The organism is Moorena sp. SIO1G6, from assembly GCF_010672795.1.
GTDB lineage: Bacteria > Cyanobacteriota > Cyanobacteriia > Cyanobacteriales > Coleofasciculaceae > Moorena > Moorena producens.
In genome coordinates this window covers 1-21,395 of record NZ_JAAHFZ010000028.1, presented here as the reverse complement: position 1 = coordinate 21,395, position 21,395 = coordinate 1, and the positions used below count along the sequence as shown (strand labels likewise).

Here is a 21,395-nt window from a genome sequence, read left to right as displayed (position 1 = left end):
AGTATTTGAATATCAACCTTGAGTATCTGAACCTCAACCTTGAGTATTTGAATATCAACCTTGAGTATCTGAACCTCGACCTTGAGTATTTGAATATAAACGTTGAGTATCTGGACCTCGTGGACGAGTATCTGGACTTCGACCGTGAGTATTTGAATACCGTTGTTGAGCCTCTGAGCCTCGTGGACGAGCCTCTGAGCCTCAACGTTGATGATTTGAGTACCGTGGTTGAGCCTCTGAGCCTCAACGTTGATGATTTGAATACCGTTGTTGAGCCTCTGAGCCTCAACGTTGATGATTTGAATACCGTTGTTGAACCTCTGAGCCTCAACGTTGATGATTTGAATACCGTTGTTGAGCCTCAGAGCCTCAACGTTGATGATTTGAATACCGTTGTTGAGCCTCAGAGCCTCAACGTTGAGTATTTGAAGATAAACGTTGAGGTTCAGAGCCTCGTGAACGAACCTCAGAGCCTCGACGGTGAGTATTTGAATACCGTTGTTGAGCCTCAGAGCCTCTTGCCTCTTGCCTCTTGCCTTCCCCTCCTGGGAGGGGTTAGGGGTGGGTTCCTCTTGCCTCTTGCCTGTTCCCTATTCCCTATTCCCTATTCCCTGTTCCCTTTTCCCTCTGGCATACCCTTAACTTCTCTTTAGCTTCAGGATGCCTAACAAAGTAATCTTCCAGCAATTCACAGCCCCGACCCAGCAGCTCACCTAAACTTTCAATCTTCCAAATTCTGGCAGTGCCGTCTCGTGAAGCAGTGGCCAGCCTCTGTCCATCCGCGCTGAAGGCTACACTTAATACCCAGTCCTGATGGCCTTTGAGCACGGCTAATTGATTCCCCTGTAAGTCCCAAATTCTGGCAGTGTTGTCGAATGAAGCAGTGGCCAGCCTCTGTCCATCCGGGCTGAAGGCTACACTATATACCAAGTCCTGATGGCCTTTGAGCACGGCTAATTGATTGCCCTTTTTGTCCCAAATTCTGGCCGTGTTGTCGGATGAAGCAGCGGCCAGCCTCTGTCCATTGGGGCTGAATTTTACACTCCATACCCTGGACTGATGGCCTTTGAACAGGGCTAATTGATTGCCCTTTTTGTCCCAAATTCTGGCCGTGTTGTCGGATGAAGCAGTGGCCAGCCTCTGTCCATTGGGGTTGAATTTTACACTTGATACCCTGGACTGATGCCCTGTGAGCTTGGCTAATTGATTGCCCTGGTTGTCCCAAATTCTGGCAGTTTTGTCCTCTGAAGCAGTGGCCAGCCACTGTCCATCCCGGCTGAATTCTAAATCCGTTACCCTGGACTGATGCCCTGTGAGCTTGGCTAATTGATTGCCCTGGTTGTCCCAAATTCTGGCAGTTTTGTCCTCTGAAGCAGTGGCCAGCCTCTGTCCATCCCGGCTGAATTCTACACTTAATACCTCGTCCTGATGCCCTGTGAGCTTGGCTAATTGATTGCCCTGGTTGTCCCAAATTCTGGCAGTTTTGTCCTCTGAAGCAGTGGCCAGCCTCTCTCCATCCCGGCTGAAGGCTACACTCCATACCCTGGACTGATGCCCTTTGAGCACCGCTATTTCATTCCCCTTTTTGTGCCAAATTCTGGCAGTGCCGTCGGATGAAGCCGTGGCCAGCCACTGTCCATTGGGGCTGAAGGCTACACTATATACCTTGTCCTGATGCCCGGTGAGCACGGTGATTTCATTGCCCTGTAAATCCCAAATTCTAGCAGTGCCGTCATCTGAAGCCGTGGCCAGCCTCTGTCCATCCGGGCTGAATTTTACACTTGATACCCTGGACTGATGCCCTGTGAGCACGGCTCTTTCATTGCCCTGTAAATCCCAAATTCTGGCAGTGCCGTCGGATGAAGCCGTGGCTAGCCTCTGTCCATCCGGGCTGAAGGCTACACTTGATACCTCGTCCTGATGCCCTTTAAGCACGTCTCTTTCATTGCCCTTTTTGTCCCAAATTCTGGCAGTGCCGTCGGATGAAGCAGTGGCCAGCCTCTGTCCATCCGGGCTGAAGGCTACACTTAATACCTCGTCCTGATGCCCTTTAAGCACGGCTCTTTCATTGCCCTGTAAATCCCAAATTCTGGCAGTGCCGTCGGATGAAGCCGTGGCCAGCCTCTGTCCATCCGCGCTGAAGGCTACACTTAATACCCAGTCCTGATGCCCTTTGAGTACGGCTCTTTCATTGCCATGTAAATCCCAAATTCTGGCAGTGCCGTCGGATGAAGCAGTGGCCAGCCTCTGTCCATCCGGGCTGAAGGCTACACTTAATACCCAGTCCTGATGCCCGGTGAGTACGGCTATTTCATTGCCCTTTTTGTCCCAAATTCTGGCAGTTTTGTCCTGTGAAGCCGTGGCCAGCTTCTCTGCATCCGGGCTGAAGGCTACACTTAATACCTCGTCCTGATGCCCGGTGAGCACGGCTAATTGATTGCCCTGTAAGTCCCAAATTCTGGCAGTTTTGTCATAGGAAGCAGTGGCCAGCCTCTTTCCATCCGGGCTGAATGCTACATCTTTTACCTCATCAGGATGCCCTGTGAGCACAGCCCCTTCTCGGAATTTACTAATACTCTGCTGGAGGGCATATACAGGACTGATGACAGGATATTGATCCAGGGGGCGACCATCTTTAACGATATTATATAGCTCTTGCCCAGTCTCCATTGCCAAGTACAAAAGCTTTTGCTTTTCTGTACTGGTGCCGCAGCAAACATTATCCTGTAACTGTACTATAATCCCAAGCCCTTCCCGTTCTAGTTGCATGTCTGTTTTGGCTTCCTCTATTTTTTCTCTAGCCTTGATACCAGTCACCACAGCAACAATTACCGCAACTAAGGACAAACCCAATACAATTCCCCCTCTGGATATGGTTCGCTTGGCTTTTGCTTGAGCCTTGGCTAATATCTGACTAGCCTCTTTCTCAGCAGCCAAAGCCTTTTGGACTTCTCGCTTGTCTAAAACCTGACTAGCTCTTAAGAACTGGGAATCCAAATCGCTTAACGCTTTCCCACTCGACCATTGTTCCGCCTGCTCTAATGCTTTCCCGCGCAACAATCGAGAGTCATCCTTACATCCAGAATCAACCCAAGCCGTAAAAGCCTCACAGTAGGGGCGTAGTCTGGCCAATTCTTGATTGACCCAATTACAATTGAAAACCTCCCCATAAATCCGGTTATTAACCTTTAAACAGCCATGGTGCTCAACCACCAGCCCCGACAACCTTAATTCCGTCTGTTCTTCACTACCATCAGCCGCTATACAACCGTGATCCAACACTTGCTGATACAAACCCAACAGCCTACCAGCCCGTTGCTCATTTCTGAGGATGCGATCGCGTATGGTCTTGAAATGCTCCTGTTCATCCTGAGTTTCCCAATTTTCTATGATCTGGCTACGCACTATCTGTTCTAGGGAAAGACTATTTCCCGATTCCGAAGTCTCCACCACCAAACGACACAGCCGCTGGGTCAGAAACGGTTGTCCTCCCGTCCAATGTACTATCTCACCTAAAACCTGTTCAGGATTATCCACCTGGCCTACCAAACCGGGAACCAAAGGCGGTTTGGCCTCCTCAAAGGTAAACCCAGTTAACTGAATATCCCGACCAATATTAAACGGGGTGCGCTGTTTATCCTGAATTAAATCTGCTGCAGTTGCCACCCCCAGCAAACAAAAGGTTAGACGATTGTAAGCTGGATTTTCGGCTCTTTGATTGTAACAGGCCCTAATTAACGCCAAGAAATCATCTTTAAAGTTAACTTTAATAATACTATCAATTTCATCCAGAAAAATAACAATCGGTTGACGGATTTCTTCTAGGATAACCGACTCAATAAACTCATCTAACCACTGGACTTGTGAGAATTTTTCACGCTCTTTTAACCAAGGAATTACCTGGATTTTTGTGTTCAATTTAAAACTCTTGGCAAGACTTCTAATCAAACTGCCATACCACTGCTGGGAGGTTACTTGATTGCCAATCCTGGTAACATCAATAGACCCACAAGCGACTCCCGCATTCTTTAGCTTTTCCATGGTTCGCACCCGCAAACTGGACTTACCCATCTGTCGGGAATTCAGCACATAACAAAACTCCCTAGCCATCAATGCCTGATAAAGCTCGTGATCAGCTTTTCGGGTCACATAAGTGAGTTCATCGTGACCTAAACTACCTCCAACTTTGTAGACTGTTGATTGTTTATTGGTCATGGTTGAATAGGGAACAGGGAACAGTGGGAAGAGTGTGGGGAGTGTGGGGAGAGGGGAGAGAGAAGAAGTAGTTTTCAATAATTTGGTATAGTTAAAGATGTTTTTGCTCATTGTTATTCTACTTCCTGCTCTATTGATAATAATGATATTACCCCGACTCCCGACTCCCGATTCCCGACTCCCGACTCCCGACTCCCGACTCCCTGCTCCCTAAATGCGATCGCTAAAATACTGACGATACAAATTACATCTCAAACTACAATCATTCCCATGGCGCTCAACCAGCCCCATACTTTCCAACTTCCGAGTTATATTAGCATCCAGGCGCACCGGCTTAGTTGTACTAACTAGTAGTTTAACAGTGTCCAGCAATTCGGAATGCTTTTGAATACTAGTTAACAGTGAGTACAGATAACTGCGATAAATTCCTGCTTCTGTGGGGGCATTAGCCAAAAGGGTATCCAGTTTCTTCTCTACTGCTTGGTGATTCTTGAGATGATCAAAAGCTTGGGACAATAAATAAGGATGTCCCCCCACCATTGCCATCAGTTTGGTTACTGAATCCACAGACAAATTCAACCCATAACCCTGGGAAAACCGCTTGACCTGCTGAGCATCAAACTGTAGTAACTCTATAGGTTTTCCCACATTAAATGGCGACTTATTCAGATCTAAATCAATGTAAACTTCCGTGGCATGACCCACAACCAACCGCAGTTTTTTCCAACTATCCTCAAACTTGCCCGTCTCATGCCAATTACGGAGCAACGGCAGAAACTCTTCAGCAATGTCTTGATGGTGAAACACTGGATCAAGGTCATCCAAGCACAACAGTAACGGACTTTCTAAAGAGGCTAACAAATACTCTTCAAAGTAGGCAGTGCAGTTGTCAACACTGGTAAAAAAACTATCATCCCAATAGGTCTGCAACTGATTGGGCAATTTCAGTTTTTTACCAACTTGCAAGCAAAACGACTTTAAAAATATATCTAAATTAGTGAAAGGGAGCTGATTTATATTTAAATAAACTTTTCCATAAGCCTGTTTTTCGCCATGGGCGATAATATTCTGAATCAATAAGGTTTTGCCCATCCGTTTCGGCGCTTTAATCCGAATTAACGCTCCCGGCTTAACAATTTCCTGATAACAACGATTTTCAATTGGTGGGCGCTCAATATAAATCTCTTGATCAGCTTTAGATTGATCAAGAGATTGATCAATAAATTTATATTGATCAGCTTTAGAACGATAGGATGACAACTCGTACTCTTTTAATACTTGGTCAGCCACTAACTCAGGCTTATAGGTATTAACGATTTCAACTATTTCCCAACGACAATTAAAACCATTAGCTTCAATATCAAAGTCTTTATAGATTTTAGAAATATGGTTTCTTACAGTAGATACATCATAGACACGTAAAACCTTTTCTTTGATTGCTTCATCTGTTTGGCCACCAACCACCGCCTCCAACACTTGTCGCCTTTTCCAGGGCATGGTCTTGAATTTTTGCTCGAAGGCTTCTTTACTAATCATCGACGAGTGCTCCTTGTGCAGTAGATAGTCCTATAGTTATTTTAAATTATTGTTGATGATTTCATCAAGATTGAGTGAAGAATTTAACATTTTTTTTTTTAGCAGTTAAAAAATAATCACAAAGATATTTTTGACCTTCACATTAGTGAAGATGTGAAGAGCCATGAACTAACGTGAAGTTTGTTCGTAAGCAATCAGCTATCAGCAATCAGCTATCAGTTATCAGTTTATGCGCTACGCGCACGCTACGCGAACAGGTTTCAGCTTATGGGCTACGCGCACGCTACTTGAGGTGCCAAAGGCCAAGGGCTGACGGCTGACTGCTAACTGCTGACCAATAAAAAAAACTCGGTCAAGTTTTGGTTAACCAATTCTTGACCGAATTCTAATATATAAGCCATTACAAGTATTGCTGAGCTGATCAGCTTATTAGCTATCAGCTATCAGCTATCAGCTGATCAGCTATCAGCTATTAGCCAAAAGCTGACGGCTGACGGCTGACGGCTGACGGCTGATCACTGACCACTGACTGCTGAATGCTTACCTCAGCAACTGATCCAAAACAACAACATTCTAACTCAATAAACTAACCTCCACAAAACAAGTTTCACTTATGGTCGCCAGGGGGTCAAACCCTGTCTTGATGCAGTCGCTCATGGGGGAAACCCCCAAGACCGCGCTGCATCGCTGGCAAATTACTATCCTAGTTTACGTAAAAATAGCGAATCAAAAAAGTCATCACCTCACCAGGCTTACCGGTGGGCTCGGGAGTGCTCCACTCATCGGGGTAGGCGTACTTAAGGCCATAAATGGCAAGAATTGTCTTCCGAACTTGTTCAGGAGAACCAACCAATAAGTGCTTGACTTTCTTACGTTTGCGACCAGGGTTTTCTGGGGTGTTATTGTCATCGGAGTTAGGCGGAATGTTGTTGGTCATGAATCGTGACTCGTGTAAATTGATTATATTATTAATATATTTATAATATAATCATTTGTCAAGGTATTTAGAGATTTTTTTTTATTACGAAATATGGAGATTGTGGAGAGTGAAATAAATCGTATAATCGTAGGGTGGGCAGTGCTTGATAGCAATTTCAAAGCTTGTAGTAGCTTTAATTGGCACTGCCCACCAGCAGAAAATAAATTGTAAAATATAGTAAAATGAATCGTAAGTTAAAATGAATCGTAGGGTGGGCAGTGTTCCTATATTTTTTTTTAGCTTGTAGTCAGTAAAATGAATCGTAGGGTGGGCAGTGCTTGATAGCAATTTCAAAGCTTGTAGCAGGTTAAATCGGCACTGCCCACCAGCAGAAAATAAATTATAAAATAGTAGTTGTATAAATTTTTGCTAAAATGAATCGTAAGGTGGGCAGTAATCATACCAATTTAAAAGCTTACCATCGGGATTATACTTACTGCCCACCCTACATCAACTACTCTGCCCACCAACAGAAAATTAATTGTAAAATAGAGTAAAATGAATCCTAGGGTGGGCAGTAATCATACTAATTCCAAAGCTTACCATCGGGATTATACTTACTGCCCACCCTACATCAACTTCTCTGCCCACCAACAGAAAATTAATTGTAAGATAGAGTAAAATCAATCGTAAGGTGGGCAGTAATCATACTAATTCCAAAGCTTACCATCGGGATGATACTTACTGCCCACCCTACATCAACTACTACCTATTCCCTAGTTTCACGATTTTTTAGAAAGCAGTGAACAACTAATCACGGAGATATTTTTTGATATTCACCAATAGTAAAAATCGTGAACTAAGTGAACTTTGAAATCACAAATTACTAATATTAATTTATTGAGCCTATAGTTGGAGATAAGAGGGTTACTCAACTAAAGGCTGAATAAATCATGTCTAAATCAAACAAAGAATCTGACCCAGAAACCACCTACTTTAACGAGCGCATTCGTCAAGCCAAGCTTGCCTTTAACTTGCTTGTCGGGGCTACAATTATAAGCGGGATTGTGGGTCTAATCGGGGCAGGATTATTAATGTCCAACAAGCTATCTGATGGAATAGTTACTACCAGTGTGGGATTAGCATCAAGTATGCGTTTTGTTAAGCTAGCTAAGGATGCTAATGACCGGCTAGATGAAGCGATTAGAGAAGCAGAAGAGGAAGATGATAATGAAGAGTCGTAGAGACTAATTATAGCCCAGGGAATAGGAAACCCTGTTCCCTATTCCGGACAACTGTTGGGAAGTCTAATGTATCGCTGCTGGTGTTAGATGCTGCTCATATCCCCGCCAGACACCAACTAATACTCCTTGAACCTGAACATGTTTTGCCATCACTTCTATGGGGTGGTACTTAGCATTAGAGGGTTTGAGAGTAACTTTGTGACCCTTACGATAGAAACGTTTCAAGGTTGTACCATGTCCATCCACCCGTGCCGCGACAATTAAACCATTCTTGATGTCATCGGGATCAGGCACTGGTCGCATAATCACCACATCCCCTTCTGCAATTAAGTCTTCGATCATGCTGTCTCCAGTAACCCGCAGAGCAAAGTTACCTGGTTGGTGGAAGAAGCCAGATATATTCAACTCCTCAACTGTGTCGGTGAAGGGTTCCACTAGGCCCCCGGCTGCGATCGCTCCTAAGACAGGAACTCCCAAATTAGAATGCCGCAGCAGCCTAATCGTCCGGGCTTTTCCTTCCGTCCAATCAATATATCCCTTACTACGCAAATGTTCCAGCCTACTCTGAATCGGTGCTGGTGAGCGCAAGTTCATTGCTCTCATCATTTGCCGGATCGAAGGGGCATGGTGTGACACCCGAATATAATTAACCAGCCAATCGTAGAGTTCTTGTTGAGCAGATGTGAGGTTTTCCATAAGACTCTTGACAAAAAATGGTCGTTCTTAGTGATTGCTCTATAGAACATTGGTACTATCAACTATTGTCATTTGTCCAGAGTATTGTTCGGTTTTGGAGGGTGGTAAGTGTGTTAAGTGTGGGGAGATGGGGAGAAACCGGAGATGGGGAGAAACCGGAGATGGGGAGAAACCGAAGATGGGGAGAAACCGGAGATGGGGAGTCATAGCATTTTTCCTAGCTATGAAGTAAACAGGATTTTTTCCCGATTCCCGATTCCCGATTCCCGTTCCCCTCCTGGGAGGGGTTAGGGGTGGGTTCCGACTCCCGACTCCCGTTCCCCTCCTGGGAGGGGTTAGGGGTGGGTTCCGACTCCCGACTCCCGTTCCCCTCCTGGGAGGGGTTAGGGGTGGGTTCCGACTCCCTATTCCCTATTCCCTATTCCCTTACCATTCACTCAACCCCTAAAAGACTGACCAGTAAAGCTTTTTGAGCATGTAAACGGTTTTCGGCCTGGTCCCAAACACGCGATCGCGAGCCTTCGATTACCTGGTTTGTAATTTCTTCTCCCCGGTGAGCGGGTAAACAGTGGAGTACAATTGCTGATGGGTCGGCATGGTCTAACAACTGTTGATTAACTTGATAAGGCTCAAAAATTGGAATTCGCTCCTCAGCTGAAGCTTCCTGACCCATACTTGCCCAAACATCAGTATAAATTACTTGAGATTCCTTGGCAGCAGCTATTGGGTCATTGGTAACCATTACTTCTGTGCGGCTAGCTGCGGTTTTCAGGGCAAGCTCACAAATAGCACTATCAGGTTGATAAGCTGGTGGTGTGGCGACTCTGACATTCATTCCCATTAGAGCGCAGCCCAACATTAGTGAATGAGCGACATTATTACCGTCGCCAACATAAGTCAATGTCAAACCAGCCAGTGTTCCAAAGCATTCCTGAATCGTTAACAAATCGGCTAAAATCTGACAGGGATGCTCCCAATCAGTCAAAGCATTAATAATTGGAATCTTGGCATATTCAGCAAAGGTTTCCAACTGTTTTTGCTCAAAGGTACGAATTGCTAGAATATCCAAATACCGATCTAACACTCGCGCTGTATCTACTACCGGTTCTCCACGACCAACTTGGGTGACATTGGGATTTAAGTCAATCACCTGACCGCCTAGTTGGTACATAGCTACGGAAAAACTAACCCGTGTTCGTGTGGAAGCCTTATAAAACAATAATCCCAAAACCTTATTGCACCTAGGATTCCACTGACCTTTTTTTAACTTAGTGGCTTTATCCAATAGTTCCTGAATGTCACTAGCACTGAGGTCTGTGAAGCCTAGAAAATCGCGTCCTTTTAACGTATTCATGTTCTGTATTCAATGAGTAAACTAGTTTACCCTAGCCACAGTTATACACACAATTGCCCAGAAAACAAAGTGTACTATTTACCTGGAATGAGCACCTTATAGCTCCCCAGTTTTTGTTAAGATGCACCATCTTAAGACGCTATCATATTTATCTTAAAAAATCATAGCCATTCTCCCAAAAAAGACTAAAAAACTAGTTAGTCTTTTCTAGGAAAACAACCTTGAATCTTGGCTAGAGTTATTCACTCTACCACAAAATTTCGCTATAACATAATCCCAGTCTATTTAATCTAGCCCTAAATGTCATCAAAAATTGACAAATCCTTATTAAATAATACAAATGTCTGGCCCGATTCAGCACTAGGGAGTGGGGAGTCGGGAGTGGGGAGTCGGGAACAGGTAGTAGCGCTATAGTATTTACATTTGAGATGTGAACAAATAATGAAATGCGTTAGGGAACACAAAACTCCGGATACATAACAATATTAGGTAATACAGCGTTTTTTGTATTAGAAAAAATGACAATCTAGTTTTACAAATCATTTGGAAACCCTATATGTTCAGATTCGCAAAAGGTAAACCACAAACTAGACTAAGATGGCTGCTGCTGAATCTAGGATTGTTGGTCACCCCAGTGATGATTTATGCACCAGTTGAGGCAGCAGAGAAAATCTATATTTCCTATGGTCCAATCGAGTTTTCTCTACCGATCGCAGCTCTAGAAGTTTATGCGACAGTTGGCAAAGTTGAGCCATCCTTAGCTTTCTATGCGGGGTATGTAAAGCCGGAAGAATTCAAACAACTGCGGGAGGTCTTAATCACTCCCATTGATGTCACACCAGTAGCGATCGCTCAATTCCTCTACTCACCTCAAGGGGAAATAATTCTACAACGGGTAGGTGAAGTCATACAAACCAAAGCTCGTCAACCCGGTTTCTATGCCATTCGAGCTGCTTTAATCAAAGCCGCTTTTAAGCCAGAAGGGTTGACGATTTTGAATGTGTTGCAGGAATTTCCGACTTACGGCATTCGGATTAACTCACAACGGGGTTTTGAAATTATTGATGACTTATCGAAGCTGATTCAGCAAACCCAGATCGCCATTGCAGCAGTGGAACAGGCATCAGAGCAGGAAGCCGCAGCCCAGACAGAGCGAGGTTTATCCGATTTTTCCCTAGACTTACGGCAACCCGGTTCAGTCAACTATGCCAAGCAAACCATTACCTTCGATCACCTCAGCCGTCGCCGAGAGTTTCCCGTTGACTTGTATTTGCCAGAGTCCCCAAGGGAAGGGTTAGCACCAGTGATTGTTATTTCCCACGGACTGGGTTCAGAACGGAAGACATTTGAGTACTTAGCCCGTCACCTGGCATCCCATGGATTTGCTGTGGCTGTACCGGAACATCCAGGCAGTAATGCGGATCAAATACAGGCTTTGTTAACTGGTCTTGCCAAAGAGGCAGCTCCACCATCAGAATTTATTAACCGTCCTGTGGATATTAAGTTGTTACTGGATGAACTAGAAAGTTCCTTTAAAGGGCAGTTAAATTTGCAACAGGTGGGAGTATTAGGTCAGTCCTTTGGGGGTTACACATCCTTAGCTCTTGCTGGAGCCGAGATCAATTTTGAGCAATTGCAAAAGGATTGCGCTCCTTTAAATCAGGATACCTTGAATATATCCCTACTACTTCAGTGTCGTGCCTTTGACTTGCCACCACAGGACTATCAGTTATCGGATCAACGGATTAAAGGTGCGATCGCAATTAATCCAATTACTAGCACAGTCTTAGGAAAATCCCAACTTAGCGAAATTCAAGTGCCGCTGATGGTAGTCGCTGGTAGTGGTGATACCATAGCGCCAGCGTTACCAGAACAGATTCAACCCTTTACTTGGCTGACAACTCTACAGAAGTATCTAGTATTGCTCAAGAGAGGAACCCACTTTTCCACCCTCGCCCCATCAGAAGATGATGTCCCCTTACCTGAGGCAGTGGTTGGTCCTGACCCAACTATTGCTCAGGAGTATATGAAGGCATTGAGTTTAGCATTTTTCCAAACCTATATTGCTGGTAAATCAGAGTACCAAGCTTATCTGAGTGCTGCCTATGCTCAATCCCTTAGTCAAGAGCTGATGCCCTTGAGTTTGCTGACAATTCTCGATCCTCTGGTACGGGAAAAAGCGGGGTTGTAAGGTAAGAATTTAGCGGTCAGCGGTCAGCGGTCAGTGGTCAGTGGTCAGTGGTCAGTGGTCAGCTTATTTGATTCAAAAGCTGTTCGATGTAGCCTGCCCTATAGGCATAAGCTAATAGCACCTCAAGTAGCACCATCTGTAGCGCTTAAGCTGGTAGCACCTCAAGTAGCGTGTGCGTAGCACATAAGCTGATAGCTTACTCAATTATTGATTTACAGCCCCACCTTTTGGACTATTTTCCGCTGAGGTCGCAGTCACAGGAGGGTTAGACTGATCAAAATTAGCCAAGTCTTGAAAAGCGTTGGCTAAAACCACTAGGGCTTGTTGGCGGTGCTTAACGCTTTCTTGTACTCCTTGGACTTGTTTTTCTAGTGCTGAAAGTTTTTTTTGGTTAGCTTCTAAGTCAGTTGCCAGATTCGATGGCACTTGGTTTTTAAGTTCAGATAGCTGACGTTCTAGCTGTTGAACTTGTTTTGCTATAGCAATTCTATCTCCCATGAGGTACAAAGGTATCCCCCGTTGGTCCCCCTTAAAAAGGGGGACTTTGAGGTTTATAACTGTACCTCATAAATTCAATAAACGCTATAGTTCTAATTCTCCCTGAGCCTCTTTCAATGACGTAATTTCTGTAGTTAGCTGCTTGAGCTGGGTATAAAAGAAATATCCTGTCCATGCTCCTGCTGCTCCCACCATCAAGATTAAAATCATCCAAATAGCGGTGAAGCGACCCATTTTTTTCTGTAGCTGCTTTGTTTCTTGCTCATGTTTCTTCTTATCGGACATGGCAGTCATTTGAAATTCCACCAATGCTTCAGCGACTTCTTCGATATGTTGCTGTTGGAGATTAGCAAGAGGATTGGCTGGGGTAACAACAGGAAGGGCTGTGTTGGGAAGGGCTTTGTTGTCTATAAAAAAATCGTTGATCGTGCTTTTTTCACTTAGATGATTGTTGTTAGACATGGCCTTGATTAGAAACTGTTTAGTGTTGAGGGTTGATAGCAAAGAGAACAGTGATTAGTTAGTAGGTAGTAGATAGTAGGTAATTTATGATCAACAATGGGCAAAATTAATTGAGTAATACTCTAGTGTTTAGTGTTTAGTGTTTAGTGTTAACCGTCAATAATTAATCAAAAAAGTTACCGGTTTTATTGAGTGTTTTTCCAGAAATTTACTGGTGCAAATTGCTGCTGCAACTGCTTGTAAGTCATAGCACCAAGGGGACTGATGGCAGCAATACTACCTCCTAGGATCACAATACTTAAAACCAGCAAGATTTGGAGCCGTTTCACTGAGGCTTCTAGGGCTTGCACCTCCTGTTGCAGCCCATTGATAACTCTAAGTGCTCTGAGGTCAGACCATATACTATCTTCTTGAAGAAATTCGCAATCGCTATTGTTGTCAGTCGTAATCATTGTTTGAATACTCCTTCAATAAAGGTTTCTTGCTACCTTCTAAGTGATTACTGAGTAAGCATTCAGCCGTTGGCCGTAGGCCAACGGCTGAGAGCTGAGGGCTGAGAGCTGAGGGCTGAGAGCTGAGGGCTGAGAGCTGAGGGCTGAGAGCTGTTCGCCTAGGGTGCGTGGCACAGGCTTCTAGCCTGTGAAGTAGCGCATATGCTTACATTACTGATCAGCGATCATTAACACAGAGATGATGTTCTGCAGAGAGCTCTGTTTTTCTTTTCTCTCGGATGCAGCGGTTTCTGCTGGTGTTTGGGGTGCAGTTGCTTCTGGTGAACTCGGAGTAGGTTTAGACTGAGAGTTTTCATTACCATCAGTAGCTAGAGATAACAAAGATGCGATCGCTAAAATACTTAGCACCATTGCAAATTGTCTAGTTACCAGTATTGCAACTTGTCTCATGGTATTTTTCTCCTTGAGTTGTATAGACAAAACACGTTGCTCAAATGAGTTAGTGCTTAAGAGCTGTTTCGGCAGATTCTGGTTCAGAACTAGCTTTGAGTGTCTTGTCTTTCTGAGCAGCGTCTGTAGTAGTAGGGGAGTCAGCACTCGGCAACTTTGTCTTTACTTGAACTAGTTTTTCCTTAGCCTGGTCAGTCAGCTGTTTAGTAGTTTGTTGTGCTTGACCAGCAACCTCAGAAAACTTATTTTGCCTATTCTCCGCTACTTTTTTAGTAGTTTCTTGCACTTGAGTGGTGACATCAGAAAGCTTCTGTTGAGCATTACCAGTCACCTGTTTAGCAGTCTGTTGCACTTGAGTAGCAATCTCATAAAACTTCTCTTGGGCATTGCCCGCTACTTTTTTATTGGTCTGTTGTGCTTGACCAGCGACCTCAGAGAGCTTCTGTTGAGCATTACCAGTTAGCTGCTTAGTGGTCTGTTGTGCTTGACCAGCAACTTCAGAGAACTTATTTTGGCTATTCTCCGCTACTTTTTTAGTAGTTTCTTGCACTTGAGTGGTGACATCAGAAAACTTCTCTTGAACATTACCAGTCACCTGTTTAGTAGTCTGTTGCACTTGACCAGCAACCTCAGAAAACTTATTTTGGCTATTCTCCGCTACTTTTTTAGTAGTCTGTTGTACTTGACCAGCAACCTCAGAAAACTTATTTTGGCTATTCTCCGCTACTTTTTTAGTAGTTTCTTGCACTTGAGTGGTGACCTCAGAGAACTTATCTTGAGCATTACCAGTTAGCTCTTTAGTGGTCTGTTGCACTTGACCAGCGACATCAGAGAGCTTCTCTTGGGCATTCCCCGCTACTGTTTTAGCATTTTCTTGGACTTGAGTCGCTAGCCCCTGAGCCCCTTCCATCAGCCCCGCCATATCTTCCTTGGTTTTGGCGTAGTCATCTTTCAAGGATTCAGCCGCCTGAGCAACTTTTTGGTTGATGCCATCGGTATACTGCTCAGCGTTTTGCACCATCGCCTCGATCGCCATCACTCGTTTACCCCCCACACTAGCGATGGCGACAGGGGGAAGTCGGTAGGTGCCATCAGTGACACCACGCCAGCCCTTGGAGCCAAAGATATACTCAACTACCTTTCCAGTTTGGGGGTCGAATCTATAGTCCACCAAAGTACCTGCCTGATTCCCTCCGTCCGTCCACAACTGATGTCCCACAATCGATTCCACTGATGGGGGTTTTTTCGCTGCGGTTTCCGAGTCAAGGTAAACTAGAATGCTGTCGGAGCCAATCGCCTCAATTTCTGCCCAAGTAAATGACCGTTTTTTGCGACCCAGCAGTCCTGACTTGCAAACCAAACCCAAAACTTTATGAGCCATTGGGTCGAGCCACAGCTCAGCTACCCGACCAATTTCTTCAGTGTTTTGGCGATTCAGTACTATCCGGTTGATTACATCACTGTGCTTAATGGCAGTTTCTGATTGTGTGTTCATCAACGTTCTCCTTAGTTTTAAATCAGAGTTTTTAGAGCAAATCTGGTAGCATCGGAGTTGTTAACAACTGGCATTTGCCTCAATTGACTCTTTCGATCTCCTCCTCCCCTCTATAGTCACGACATTAGGCATCAGCTGGTTGTTTAGGCCGAAACAGAGTATTTACTTAGAAATTCGGCTCCTTTGATTAAGCTCTGATGAAAGATTAATCAAACTTTGTGAACAAACTGTGAGGATGCTAGTGGCCTTGGGCGCTAAAAAAGCTTTTGAATGACGGATATCAAAGCAACAACAGAATTCTTCTGTAAGCAGAAAATTGTCAACTGCTTGACCAGATTTGTAAACTATTGGGTTGGTGAAAATTCCTAACTCAAGGTGTAAGCATTCAGCCGTCAGCATTCAGCCATCAGCTTATTTTATCCAAAAGCTGTTCGGTGTCAGGATAGGCTGAGCCAGCGGTAAACTTTTCAGGACTTACGCATAAAGGCGTTTCTCGTACTTATGAGGTACACTCAATTTTATTCCCCCTACTCCCTACTCCCTACTCCCTGCTCCCTACTCCCTGCTGCCTTGCACTTGCTCCCCCAGCCACTTAGTAATTAGTTCTGGACAATTCTTCTTAAACCAACGCAGAGCAACAACTCTGAAGGCTGGTTTCGACATACGGGCAATTGATTTCATCATCCAGTTGAGGGAGCGAGATTGAAACTTTTTGTTGATCAGGTTGACTGAGCCGACATCGTAGAGGCAATCAAGGATGAGCTTCACGGTAGCTTCTTCCCTCTCTACTAAATGTTCCAGCAGCAGCAGGACATCATGCATACGCTCGTTTTGCATGCGCTCTTCTGCCAAGATTTTCGGCACCTCGACCAATGGTTCGGAAGATGTCATCATACTGGTGGTATCGATACTTGACTGTTCCAGGCTTGGATTCATTCCTGACACCCTAATCAATAATTTACCTATTTTCTAGTAACTATAACCTAGGATTGCGTCAAAATTGAATTGATCAGCATTAGGTACCCTTACACAAGCATTGGAAGAGTTTGCCACGAATCACGATCAAGCCCTTGATCATAGCTAGCGATCGCGCTTTTTTAGTAATCTGATTACTCATCTCATTTTTTCGGATTGCTTCCGGTAGGGGAAAAGAAATATAATCTGAGCATCCTAGTCCCAAGAAAGAGCAGAAGCAAGGATAGCTAATGAATAACCAGCCCATCCTCTCCCCATCATCGTCCATTTACCCTAGATAGCCAGTTAAGTTTGTAATCGCTGACTATCTCTACGGGGTCGGTCTTTCTCTGTAAAGGCTTGCTGAAAATTTAATCACAATTAAATCACAATTAAATCACAATTTAATACTTGATGCGATCGCGAACAGCTCCACTTCCAGGCCCACCTTTTTTCTCATTCGCAGCACTTTTTTCGAGAAATCCAATAATCTTCCCGGCCACATCCACTTCAGTCGCCTTTTCAACTCCTTCTAGTCCTGGTGAAGAATTGACTTCCAACACTAGCGGACCACGATGGGAGCGTACCATGTCTACCCCAGCTATGCGTAATCCCATGGCTTTAGCAGCACGAATTGCTGTGCTACGCTCTTCAGGGGTTAACTTGATTTTTTCCGCTGTTCCCCCTCGGTGTAGGTTCGAGCGGAATTCCCCTTCTGCTCCCTGTCGCTTCATTGATGCCACTACCTTACTATCAATCACAAGGCAGCGAATATCCATACCCCCTGCTTCTTTGATAAATTCTTGGACTAAAATATTGGCGTCTAAACAGCGATTGGCTTCAATAACGGACTTGGCAGCTTGATGGGTTTCTGCCAGTACCACCCCAATGCCTTGGGTACCCTCCAATAGTTTAATAACCAAAGGAGCACCACCTACCATCTCGATTAAACCGTCAATATCTTGGGTTGAATGGGCAAAGCCAGTTACGGGCAAACCAATACCTTCACGAGAAAGGATATGTTGAGAGCGTAGTTTATCACGGGAGCGGGAAATTGCCTGAGTTGGATTAGCACTAAAAACATCCATCACTTCAAACTGCCGTACAACAGCGGTGCCATAGAAGGTCTTTGATGCCCCGATCCGGGGAATAATGGCATCAAAGTTTTCTAAAGGTTTTCCCTGATATAGCAGAAGTCATTTGTCAGAAGTCATTTGTCAGAAGTCAAACTCTTGCGCTTCTTGATGCAGTCGCTCATGGGGGAAACCCCCAAGACCGCGCTGCATCGCTTACAAAGGGTGTGAGACTTTTGTCATGTCCTAACTGCCCTGGCGACTGCTATACATTACCATTGGCTTGTGAGCTGTAATATTCAGGTAACAGCGCATATAGTGAATCACCCGCATTTCATGACCCCGCTTTTCCCCAGCATCCTTCAACCGTCGGGTAGAATATATAGCAATTCTCATAGCTATGAGGTACACAATTTCGGGATTTTAGGGAACAGCGGATCACCGGAACAGCGGATCTGGGAAGAAAGAAGAGGAAATAGGGAATAGGGAATAGGGAATAGGGAATAGGGAATAGGGAATAGGGATGCGCTGCATCAAGAGGTGCGACCCGTGGCGAATTTAATTCGCCAAGTAAGAGCGCACCTAACAGGGAATCAGCTTCCCAGGAGACTGTACCTCATAACTGTGATAAACGCTATAAGGCAGCATTTAGGGATAAGATCGCAATTTTCATTTAGTTTACTCTATATCATAAACGCTATAGAATAAAAATAACTCTTAGGGGCGCACGGGATGCGCCCCATTGGTGTGTGACCAATTGATTGTAAACGGCAGCAAGTCAGCAGTGCGATTGGCCGTAGGCCACGCTACGCGATGCTCGGTACGAGCCGCTACGCGATCGCATAATTTGATTAAGCGCTGTTTGTTGACACTCAAGCGTCAACAGTTAACGGTCAACACATGTCACTTCAGGCATGGCCTTCCCAGCTCAAATCTACCGACTCAGCGATTACTGGTCGGTCGTAACCGTTTTCATGCATCATCCACATCCCTGTCTTGCCGTCAACAGTATTGCTCCAGAAAATGTCATCGTAAGCATTGTCGTCAAAATCCATAACTCCTTGAATTTTCCAGGTGTTGTCAAAGGGTGCATTATTAACAAATACTGATTCTATGTAATCGGTACCTGCCATGCGCCAGTAGTAAAGATTTTGGTTTTCAGTATTAAGCCAGAGAATATCCGTATTATCATTTCCATCAAAGTCTCCGGCACCAACCATCTTCCATTTACTGTTCGCTGATTCTGATTTGATTAGTACTCCCTGAATCGGCTCAGTGCCATTCATCAGCCAAACTGCATTTTCGCCAGTGGAGTGATTACGCCACAGCAGATCGGTTTGCTCATCACCGTTGAAATCTCCTGTGCCATGGATTTTCCAATTGAGGTCTGAGACTGGGACGATGGATACTGCTTCTTGGAACTGGGAACCCTTCATTAACCAGATACCAATGTCTCCAGTAACGGTATTGCGCCAAACCATATCTTTGTGGCTATCACCGTTGAAGTCTCCAGCAGCACGAATCTCCCAGTCACTGTTAACGGATTCCATTTGAATCGTCACTGCCTCATCTAGGTCAGTACCCATTACCCCATGCATCCGCCAAGCTCCCATGGCACCAGTCTGAGAATTATGCCAAAACAGATCCACTTCAGCGGAAGTAAATTCAATGGCGTCAATTCGCCCTAACTCGAAGGTCTCATTATCAAGACTATCTGCCTCTACAACAATTTCGATGCGATCGCCTGGGGCAAGTTGTACATCTTTAAAGATAGGATTTGGATTAGGATCACTATTGCTGAGAGAGTCAGTGAAACCGACATAGTTAAGGGGGTTGGGTCCATCTCCACCAAGGTTTTTCTCCAAAGTATAGGTGTCAATGTCAATACCATTAACCCGTAGTATTAGTTTAGCTTTTCCATCTACTTCATCAAAGTGAGCAATACCGATATGGTATTTGCCAGCAACACCATCAGTTTCTGTCCAGTCAATTCTGATTATGCCGTTGGTTTCAATGTCTTCGATTCTGACTGCTTTAGAGCCTGAAGCACTATCATTATCAAAAACCTCGTAATTTTCTAGGGTAACGCGAGTTGAGTTTTCTGCTTCGATTTTCATGGTTGTTTTCCTGTTTTAGATGAAGCGCGTTTTGTTGATTGGTAACTGTTGACAGTAAACTGTCAGCCGTCAGCGGTCAGCGGTCAGCGGTCAGCGGTCAGCGGTCAGCGGTCAGCGGTCAGCTTCAAATAAAATTGAAAGTCTGGGGAAAACCCCCATTGCGCGTAGCGCATAGGCTATCAGCTAATGCGCTACGCGCACGCTACTTGAGGTGCTTATGCGCTACAGATGGTGCTATTTGAAGTGCTAGCAGGCGCTTTAACTGCACGGGGTCGGATGAGTAAAACAACCAGGGATTTTCAACCAACCGTACTAGCCCCCCCAGCTTGTTTACTAGCTCCCGTTGATTACCTGACGGCTGACAGCTGATAGCTGAATGCTTACAACTATTAAGCAAAACTATTGGTAGAATGCAGTTTTTGGTTTAAATGCAGCCTGGTCTGATCTTGTGTCGATTACACAAGTGTGTCTTTTACGTGGATGGTGGAGATTGCACACTAGATTATTTTCTACCATGATAGATTTTGGATCTGTTTTGAAATTATGTCACTTTAAAAAGTGGCATAGTTAAATGCTATTCTAAAAATCAGCTGCTATAATATAGCCGGTTTTAATTCGGTAAGGTATAGGAAAGGGAACAGGGAATAGGGAACTTCGGATCAAAAATTATCACAATTCCTACACGGATTGCTAGAGATTTTTCTAGTTATCATAGGAAGCGATGCAGAGGTGCGACCCGTGGCGAATTTAATTCGCCAACGGAAAGCGCACCTAAGCGGTCTTGGGGGTTTCCCCCATGAGCGACTGCATCAAGACAATGCTTATCTATTCTGTAAACCCTACAGCATGTCGAATCAGACTTATAACTGGCAGCGATTTTGGTGTTCTCCCTCTGAGCGCTTCGATTTAGGCTATGATGGTTACTTATGCGATCCAGACGTTAAATCGGTCAACGGTTACAATCCCAATCCTAAGTTGGTAACCTTTAGGGAAATTTCTGAAATACCCTGCCTCATACTCCTCGGTGAACCGGGCATCGGCAAGACTCAAGCCATAGAGGAGGAAGAAAAGAAGCTTAGAGCTGAGCTTAAAAATACAGACGATGAAATCCTGTCACTTAATCTTCGATCAGTTTCTACGGAAGATCAACTCAATAAAAAACTGTTTGAAAGCCCAAAATTTACTAGGTGGCAATCTGGTAGCCATGGCCTTTCGGCCACGCTACGCGAACGGCTCCACATATTTTTAGATAGTCTTGATGAATGCCTTTTACGACTAGAAACAGTGGCAGCAATTTTAGTTGATGGGCTTAAGGATTATAAGGAACATGTTAACTGTTTAACTCTTCGGATTGCTTGTAGACCAGCGGTATTACCATCTGTGCTTGAGTCAGAACTAAAGGAAATTTTTGGGGAAGATTCCCTAGGAATATATCAGCTAGTTCCACTTCGTCGTAAAGATGTTGTTAAAGCAGCAGAAGCTAACGGAATTGCTCCAGAATCTTTCTTAGAAGAAGTTTCTATAAAAAACCTTGTGCCCCTAGCTATCAAGCCGATCACCCTAAACTTTCTGATGAAGAATTACAGTGATCGTGGTCAGTCTCTCGAAAATAAGAGGATGTGCGGCTTGTTCTAAGTAGGAGCCTCCCCCACCAGGAGGGGTATGACTTAGGTAACTCGCGGGGACAACCCCAAAAGTTATAACTGTTCATCTGGATGGCGGTGCAAACCCGACCCCTA

21 protein-coding genes and 1 pseudogene are annotated in these 21,395 nt (G+C 44.6%); 7 read left to right on the top strand and 15 right to left on the bottom strand.

What is annotated here, in order from left to right:
- Positions 1–5: 5 nt before the first annotated feature.
- Positions 6–653 carry a hypothetical protein gene (locus F6K63_RS23165; protein WP_287313208.1) on the top strand — a complete coding sequence of 216 codons (648 nt, stop codon included), beginning with the start codon at positions 6–8 and terminating at the stop codon, positions 651–653.
- Here the strand turns inward: F6K63_RS23165 and F6K63_RS23160 are convergent.
- The 3 genes from F6K63_RS23160 to F6K63_RS23150 form a co-directional block, all read right to left on the bottom strand.
- Positions 598–4,215 carry an AAA-like domain-containing protein gene (locus F6K63_RS23160; protein WP_287313207.1) on the bottom strand — a complete coding sequence of 1,206 codons (3,618 nt, stop codon included), beginning with the start codon at positions 4,213–4,215 and terminating at the stop codon, positions 598–600. The two genes, F6K63_RS23165 and F6K63_RS23160, sit on opposite strands and share 56 nt — an antisense overlap.
- 210 nt (positions 4,216–4,425) lie before the next feature.
- Positions 4,426–5,751 (bottom strand): AAA-like domain-containing protein, encoded by a 1,326-nt coding sequence (locus F6K63_RS23155; protein ID WP_287313206.1) that lies wholly within the window; start codon positions 5,749–5,751, stop codon positions 4,426–4,428.
- A gap of 703 nt (positions 5,752–6,454) precedes the next feature.
- The gene (locus tag F6K63_RS23150) at positions 6,455–6,688 is read right to left on the bottom strand and encodes a hypothetical protein (RefSeq protein WP_287313205.1); all 234 of its coding nucleotides are present in this window, start codon (positions 6,686–6,688) and stop codon (positions 6,455–6,457) included.
- A gap of 935 nt (positions 6,689–7,623) precedes the next feature.
- Here F6K63_RS23150 and F6K63_RS23145 point away from each other — a divergent pair.
- The gene (locus tag F6K63_RS23145) at positions 7,624–7,914 is read left to right on the top strand and encodes a TRADD-N-associated membrane domain-containing protein (protein WP_008190174.1); all 291 of its coding nucleotides are present in this window, start codon (positions 7,624–7,626) and stop codon (positions 7,912–7,914) included.
- Between the two features lie 63 nt (positions 7,915–7,977).
- On the opposite strand, the gene lexA is transcribed toward F6K63_RS23145, so the two are convergent.
- Positions 7,978–8,610, bottom strand: a complete 633-nt coding sequence (gene lexA, locus F6K63_RS23140) for a transcriptional repressor LexA (protein WP_287266088.1) — start codon at positions 8,608–8,610, stop codon at positions 7,978–7,980.
- 144 nt (positions 8,611–8,754) lie between these two features.
- Here lexA and F6K63_RS23135 point away from each other — a divergent pair, with 144 nt between their 5' ends.
- Positions 8,755–8,901 carry a hypothetical protein gene (locus F6K63_RS23135; protein WP_287313204.1) on the top strand — a complete coding sequence of 49 codons (147 nt, stop codon included), beginning with the start codon at positions 8,755–8,757 and terminating at the stop codon, positions 8,899–8,901.
- A gap of 2 nt (positions 8,902–8,903) precedes the next feature.
- On the top strand, positions 8,904–9,083 hold the full coding sequence (locus F6K63_RS23130) for a hypothetical protein (RefSeq protein ID WP_287313203.1): 180 nt from the start codon (positions 8,904–8,906) through the stop codon (positions 9,081–9,083).
- Here F6K63_RS23130 and argF read toward each other — a convergent pair.
- Positions 9,044–9,964: an ornithine carbamoyltransferase gene (gene argF, locus F6K63_RS23125; protein ID WP_008190182.1), complete on the bottom strand. Its 921-nt coding sequence runs from the start codon at positions 9,962–9,964 to the stop codon at positions 9,044–9,046. The two genes, F6K63_RS23130 and argF, sit on opposite strands and share 40 nt — an antisense overlap.
- A gap of 556 nt (positions 9,965–10,520) precedes the next feature.
- Here argF and F6K63_RS23120 point away from each other — a divergent pair.
- Complete coding sequence (locus F6K63_RS23120) at positions 10,521–12,155, top strand: alpha/beta hydrolase (protein WP_008190184.1); 1,635 nt, start codon at positions 10,521–10,523, stop codon at positions 12,153–12,155.
- Positions 12,156–12,359: 204 nt separating this feature from the next.
- On the opposite strand, the gene F6K63_RS23115 is transcribed toward F6K63_RS23120, so the two are convergent.
- The 10 genes and pseudogenes from F6K63_RS23115 to F6K63_RS23070 all read right to left on the bottom strand — a co-directional run bounded on the left by F6K63_RS23115 (position 12,360) and on the right by F6K63_RS23070 (position 19,656).
- Entirely contained in the window at positions 12,360–12,653 is a 294-nt protein-coding gene (locus F6K63_RS23115; RefSeq protein WP_008190185.1) for a TroA family protein, read from the bottom strand.
- Between the two features lie 84 nt (positions 12,654–12,737).
- Positions 12,738–13,115 (bottom strand): hypothetical protein, encoded by a 378-nt coding sequence (locus F6K63_RS23110; RefSeq protein WP_008190188.1) that lies wholly within the window; start codon positions 13,113–13,115, stop codon positions 12,738–12,740.
- Between the two features lie 185 nt (positions 13,116–13,300).
- Positions 13,301–13,567 carry a hypothetical protein gene (locus tag F6K63_RS23105; RefSeq protein ID WP_008190189.1) on the bottom strand — a complete coding sequence of 89 codons (267 nt, stop codon included), beginning with the start codon at positions 13,565–13,567 and terminating at the stop codon, positions 13,301–13,303.
- A gap of 210 nt (positions 13,568–13,777) precedes the next feature.
- Entirely contained in the window at positions 13,778–14,017 is a 240-nt protein-coding gene (locus F6K63_RS23100; protein WP_008190191.1) for a hypothetical protein, read from the bottom strand.
- Positions 14,018–14,066: 49 nt separating this feature from the next.
- On the bottom strand, positions 14,067–15,512 hold the full coding sequence (locus tag F6K63_RS23095; RefSeq protein ID WP_287266078.1) for a PRC-barrel domain-containing protein: 1,446 nt from the start codon (positions 15,510–15,512) through the stop codon (positions 14,067–14,069).
- A 555-nt stretch (positions 15,513–16,067) separates the two neighbouring features.
- Positions 16,068–16,448 (bottom strand): hypothetical protein, encoded by a 381-nt coding sequence (locus F6K63_RS23090; protein WP_008190197.1) that lies wholly within the window; start codon positions 16,446–16,448, stop codon positions 16,068–16,070.
- Positions 16,449–16,870: 422 nt separating this feature from the next.
- Positions 16,871–17,659 (bottom strand): annotated as a pseudogene (gene rimK, locus F6K63_RS23085) (30S ribosomal protein S6--L-glutamate ligase); the annotation flags it as partial.
- 126 nt (positions 17,660–17,785) lie between these two features.
- The gene (locus F6K63_RS23080; RefSeq protein WP_287313202.1) at positions 17,786–17,935 is read right to left on the bottom strand and encodes a hypothetical protein; all 150 of its coding nucleotides are present in this window, start codon (positions 17,933–17,935) and stop codon (positions 17,786–17,788) included.
- A 321-nt stretch (positions 17,936–18,256) separates the two neighbouring features.
- The gene (locus tag F6K63_RS23075) at positions 18,257–18,415 is read right to left on the bottom strand and encodes a hypothetical protein (RefSeq protein ID WP_154659961.1); all 159 of its coding nucleotides are present in this window, start codon (positions 18,413–18,415) and stop codon (positions 18,257–18,259) included.
- Between the two features lie 32 nt (positions 18,416–18,447).
- Positions 18,448–19,656: an FG-GAP repeat domain-containing protein gene (locus F6K63_RS23070; RefSeq protein WP_287313201.1), complete on the bottom strand. Its 1,209-nt coding sequence runs from the start codon at positions 19,654–19,656 to the stop codon at positions 18,448–18,450.
- A gap of 38 nt (positions 19,657–19,694) precedes the next feature.
- On the opposite strand from F6K63_RS23070, the gene F6K63_RS23065 reads away from it, so the two are divergent.
- Positions 19,695–19,898 (top strand): hypothetical protein, encoded by a 204-nt coding sequence (locus F6K63_RS23065; RefSeq protein ID WP_131826875.1) that lies wholly within the window; start codon positions 19,695–19,697, stop codon positions 19,896–19,898.
- A 496-nt stretch (positions 19,899–20,394) separates the two neighbouring features.
- Entirely contained in the window at positions 20,395–21,291 is an 897-nt protein-coding gene (locus F6K63_RS23060; RefSeq protein ID WP_287313200.1) for a hypothetical protein, read from the top strand.
- Positions 21,292–21,395 lie beyond the last annotated feature (104 nt).

Excerpts from the sequence above, each read along its gene's own strand:
- F6K63_RS23160 (WP_287313207.1), bottom strand. The coding sequence starts at position 4,215 with ATGACCAATAAACAATCAACAGTCTACAAAGTTGGAGGTAGTTTAGGT.
- F6K63_RS23155 (WP_287313206.1), bottom strand. The coding sequence starts at position 5,751 with ATGATTAGTAAAGAAGCCTTCGAGCAAAAATTCAAGACCATGCCCTGG.
- F6K63_RS23150 (WP_287313205.1), bottom strand. The coding sequence starts at position 6,688 with ATGACCAACAACATTCCGCCTAACTCCGATGACAATAACACCCCAGAA.
- F6K63_RS23145 (WP_008190174.1), top strand. The coding sequence starts at position 7,624 with ATGTCTAAATCAAACAAAGAATCTGACCCAGAAACCACCTACTTTAAC.
- lexA (WP_287266088.1), bottom strand. The coding sequence starts at position 8,610 with ATGGAAAACCTCACATCTGCTCAACAAGAACTCTACGATTGGCTGGTT.
- F6K63_RS23135 (WP_287313204.1), top strand. The coding sequence starts at position 8,755 with ATGGGGAGAAACCGGAGATGGGGAGAAACCGAAGATGGGGAGAAACCG.
- argF (WP_008190182.1), bottom strand. The coding sequence starts at position 9,964 with ATGAATACGTTAAAAGGACGCGATTTTCTAGGCTTCACAGACCTCAGT.
- F6K63_RS23120 (WP_008190184.1), top strand. The coding sequence starts at position 10,521 with ATGTTCAGATTCGCAAAAGGTAAACCACAAACTAGACTAAGATGGCTG.
- F6K63_RS23115 (WP_008190185.1), bottom strand. The coding sequence starts at position 12,653 with ATGGGAGATAGAATTGCTATAGCAAAACAAGTTCAACAGCTAGAACGT.
- F6K63_RS23110 (WP_008190188.1), bottom strand. The coding sequence starts at position 13,115 with ATGTCTAACAACAATCATCTAAGTGAAAAAAGCACGATCAACGATTTT.
- F6K63_RS23105 (WP_008190189.1), bottom strand. The coding sequence starts at position 13,567 with ATGATTACGACTGACAACAATAGCGATTGCGAATTTCTTCAAGAAGAT.
- F6K63_RS23100 (WP_008190191.1), bottom strand. The coding sequence starts at position 14,017 with ATGAGACAAGTTGCAATACTGGTAACTAGACAATTTGCAATGGTGCTA.
- F6K63_RS23095 (WP_287266078.1), bottom strand. The coding sequence starts at position 15,512 with ATGAACACACAATCAGAAACTGCCATTAAGCACAGTGATGTAATCAAC.
- F6K63_RS23090 (WP_008190197.1), bottom strand. The coding sequence starts at position 16,448 with ATGAATCCAAGCCTGGAACAGTCAAGTATCGATACCACCAGTATGATG.
- F6K63_RS23080 (WP_287313202.1), bottom strand. The coding sequence starts at position 17,935 with ATGAGAATTGCTATATATTCTACCCGACGGTTGAAGGATGCTGGGGAA.
- F6K63_RS23070 (WP_287313201.1), bottom strand. The coding sequence starts at position 19,656 with ATGAAAATCGAAGCAGAAAACTCAACTCGCGTTACCCTAGAAAATTAC.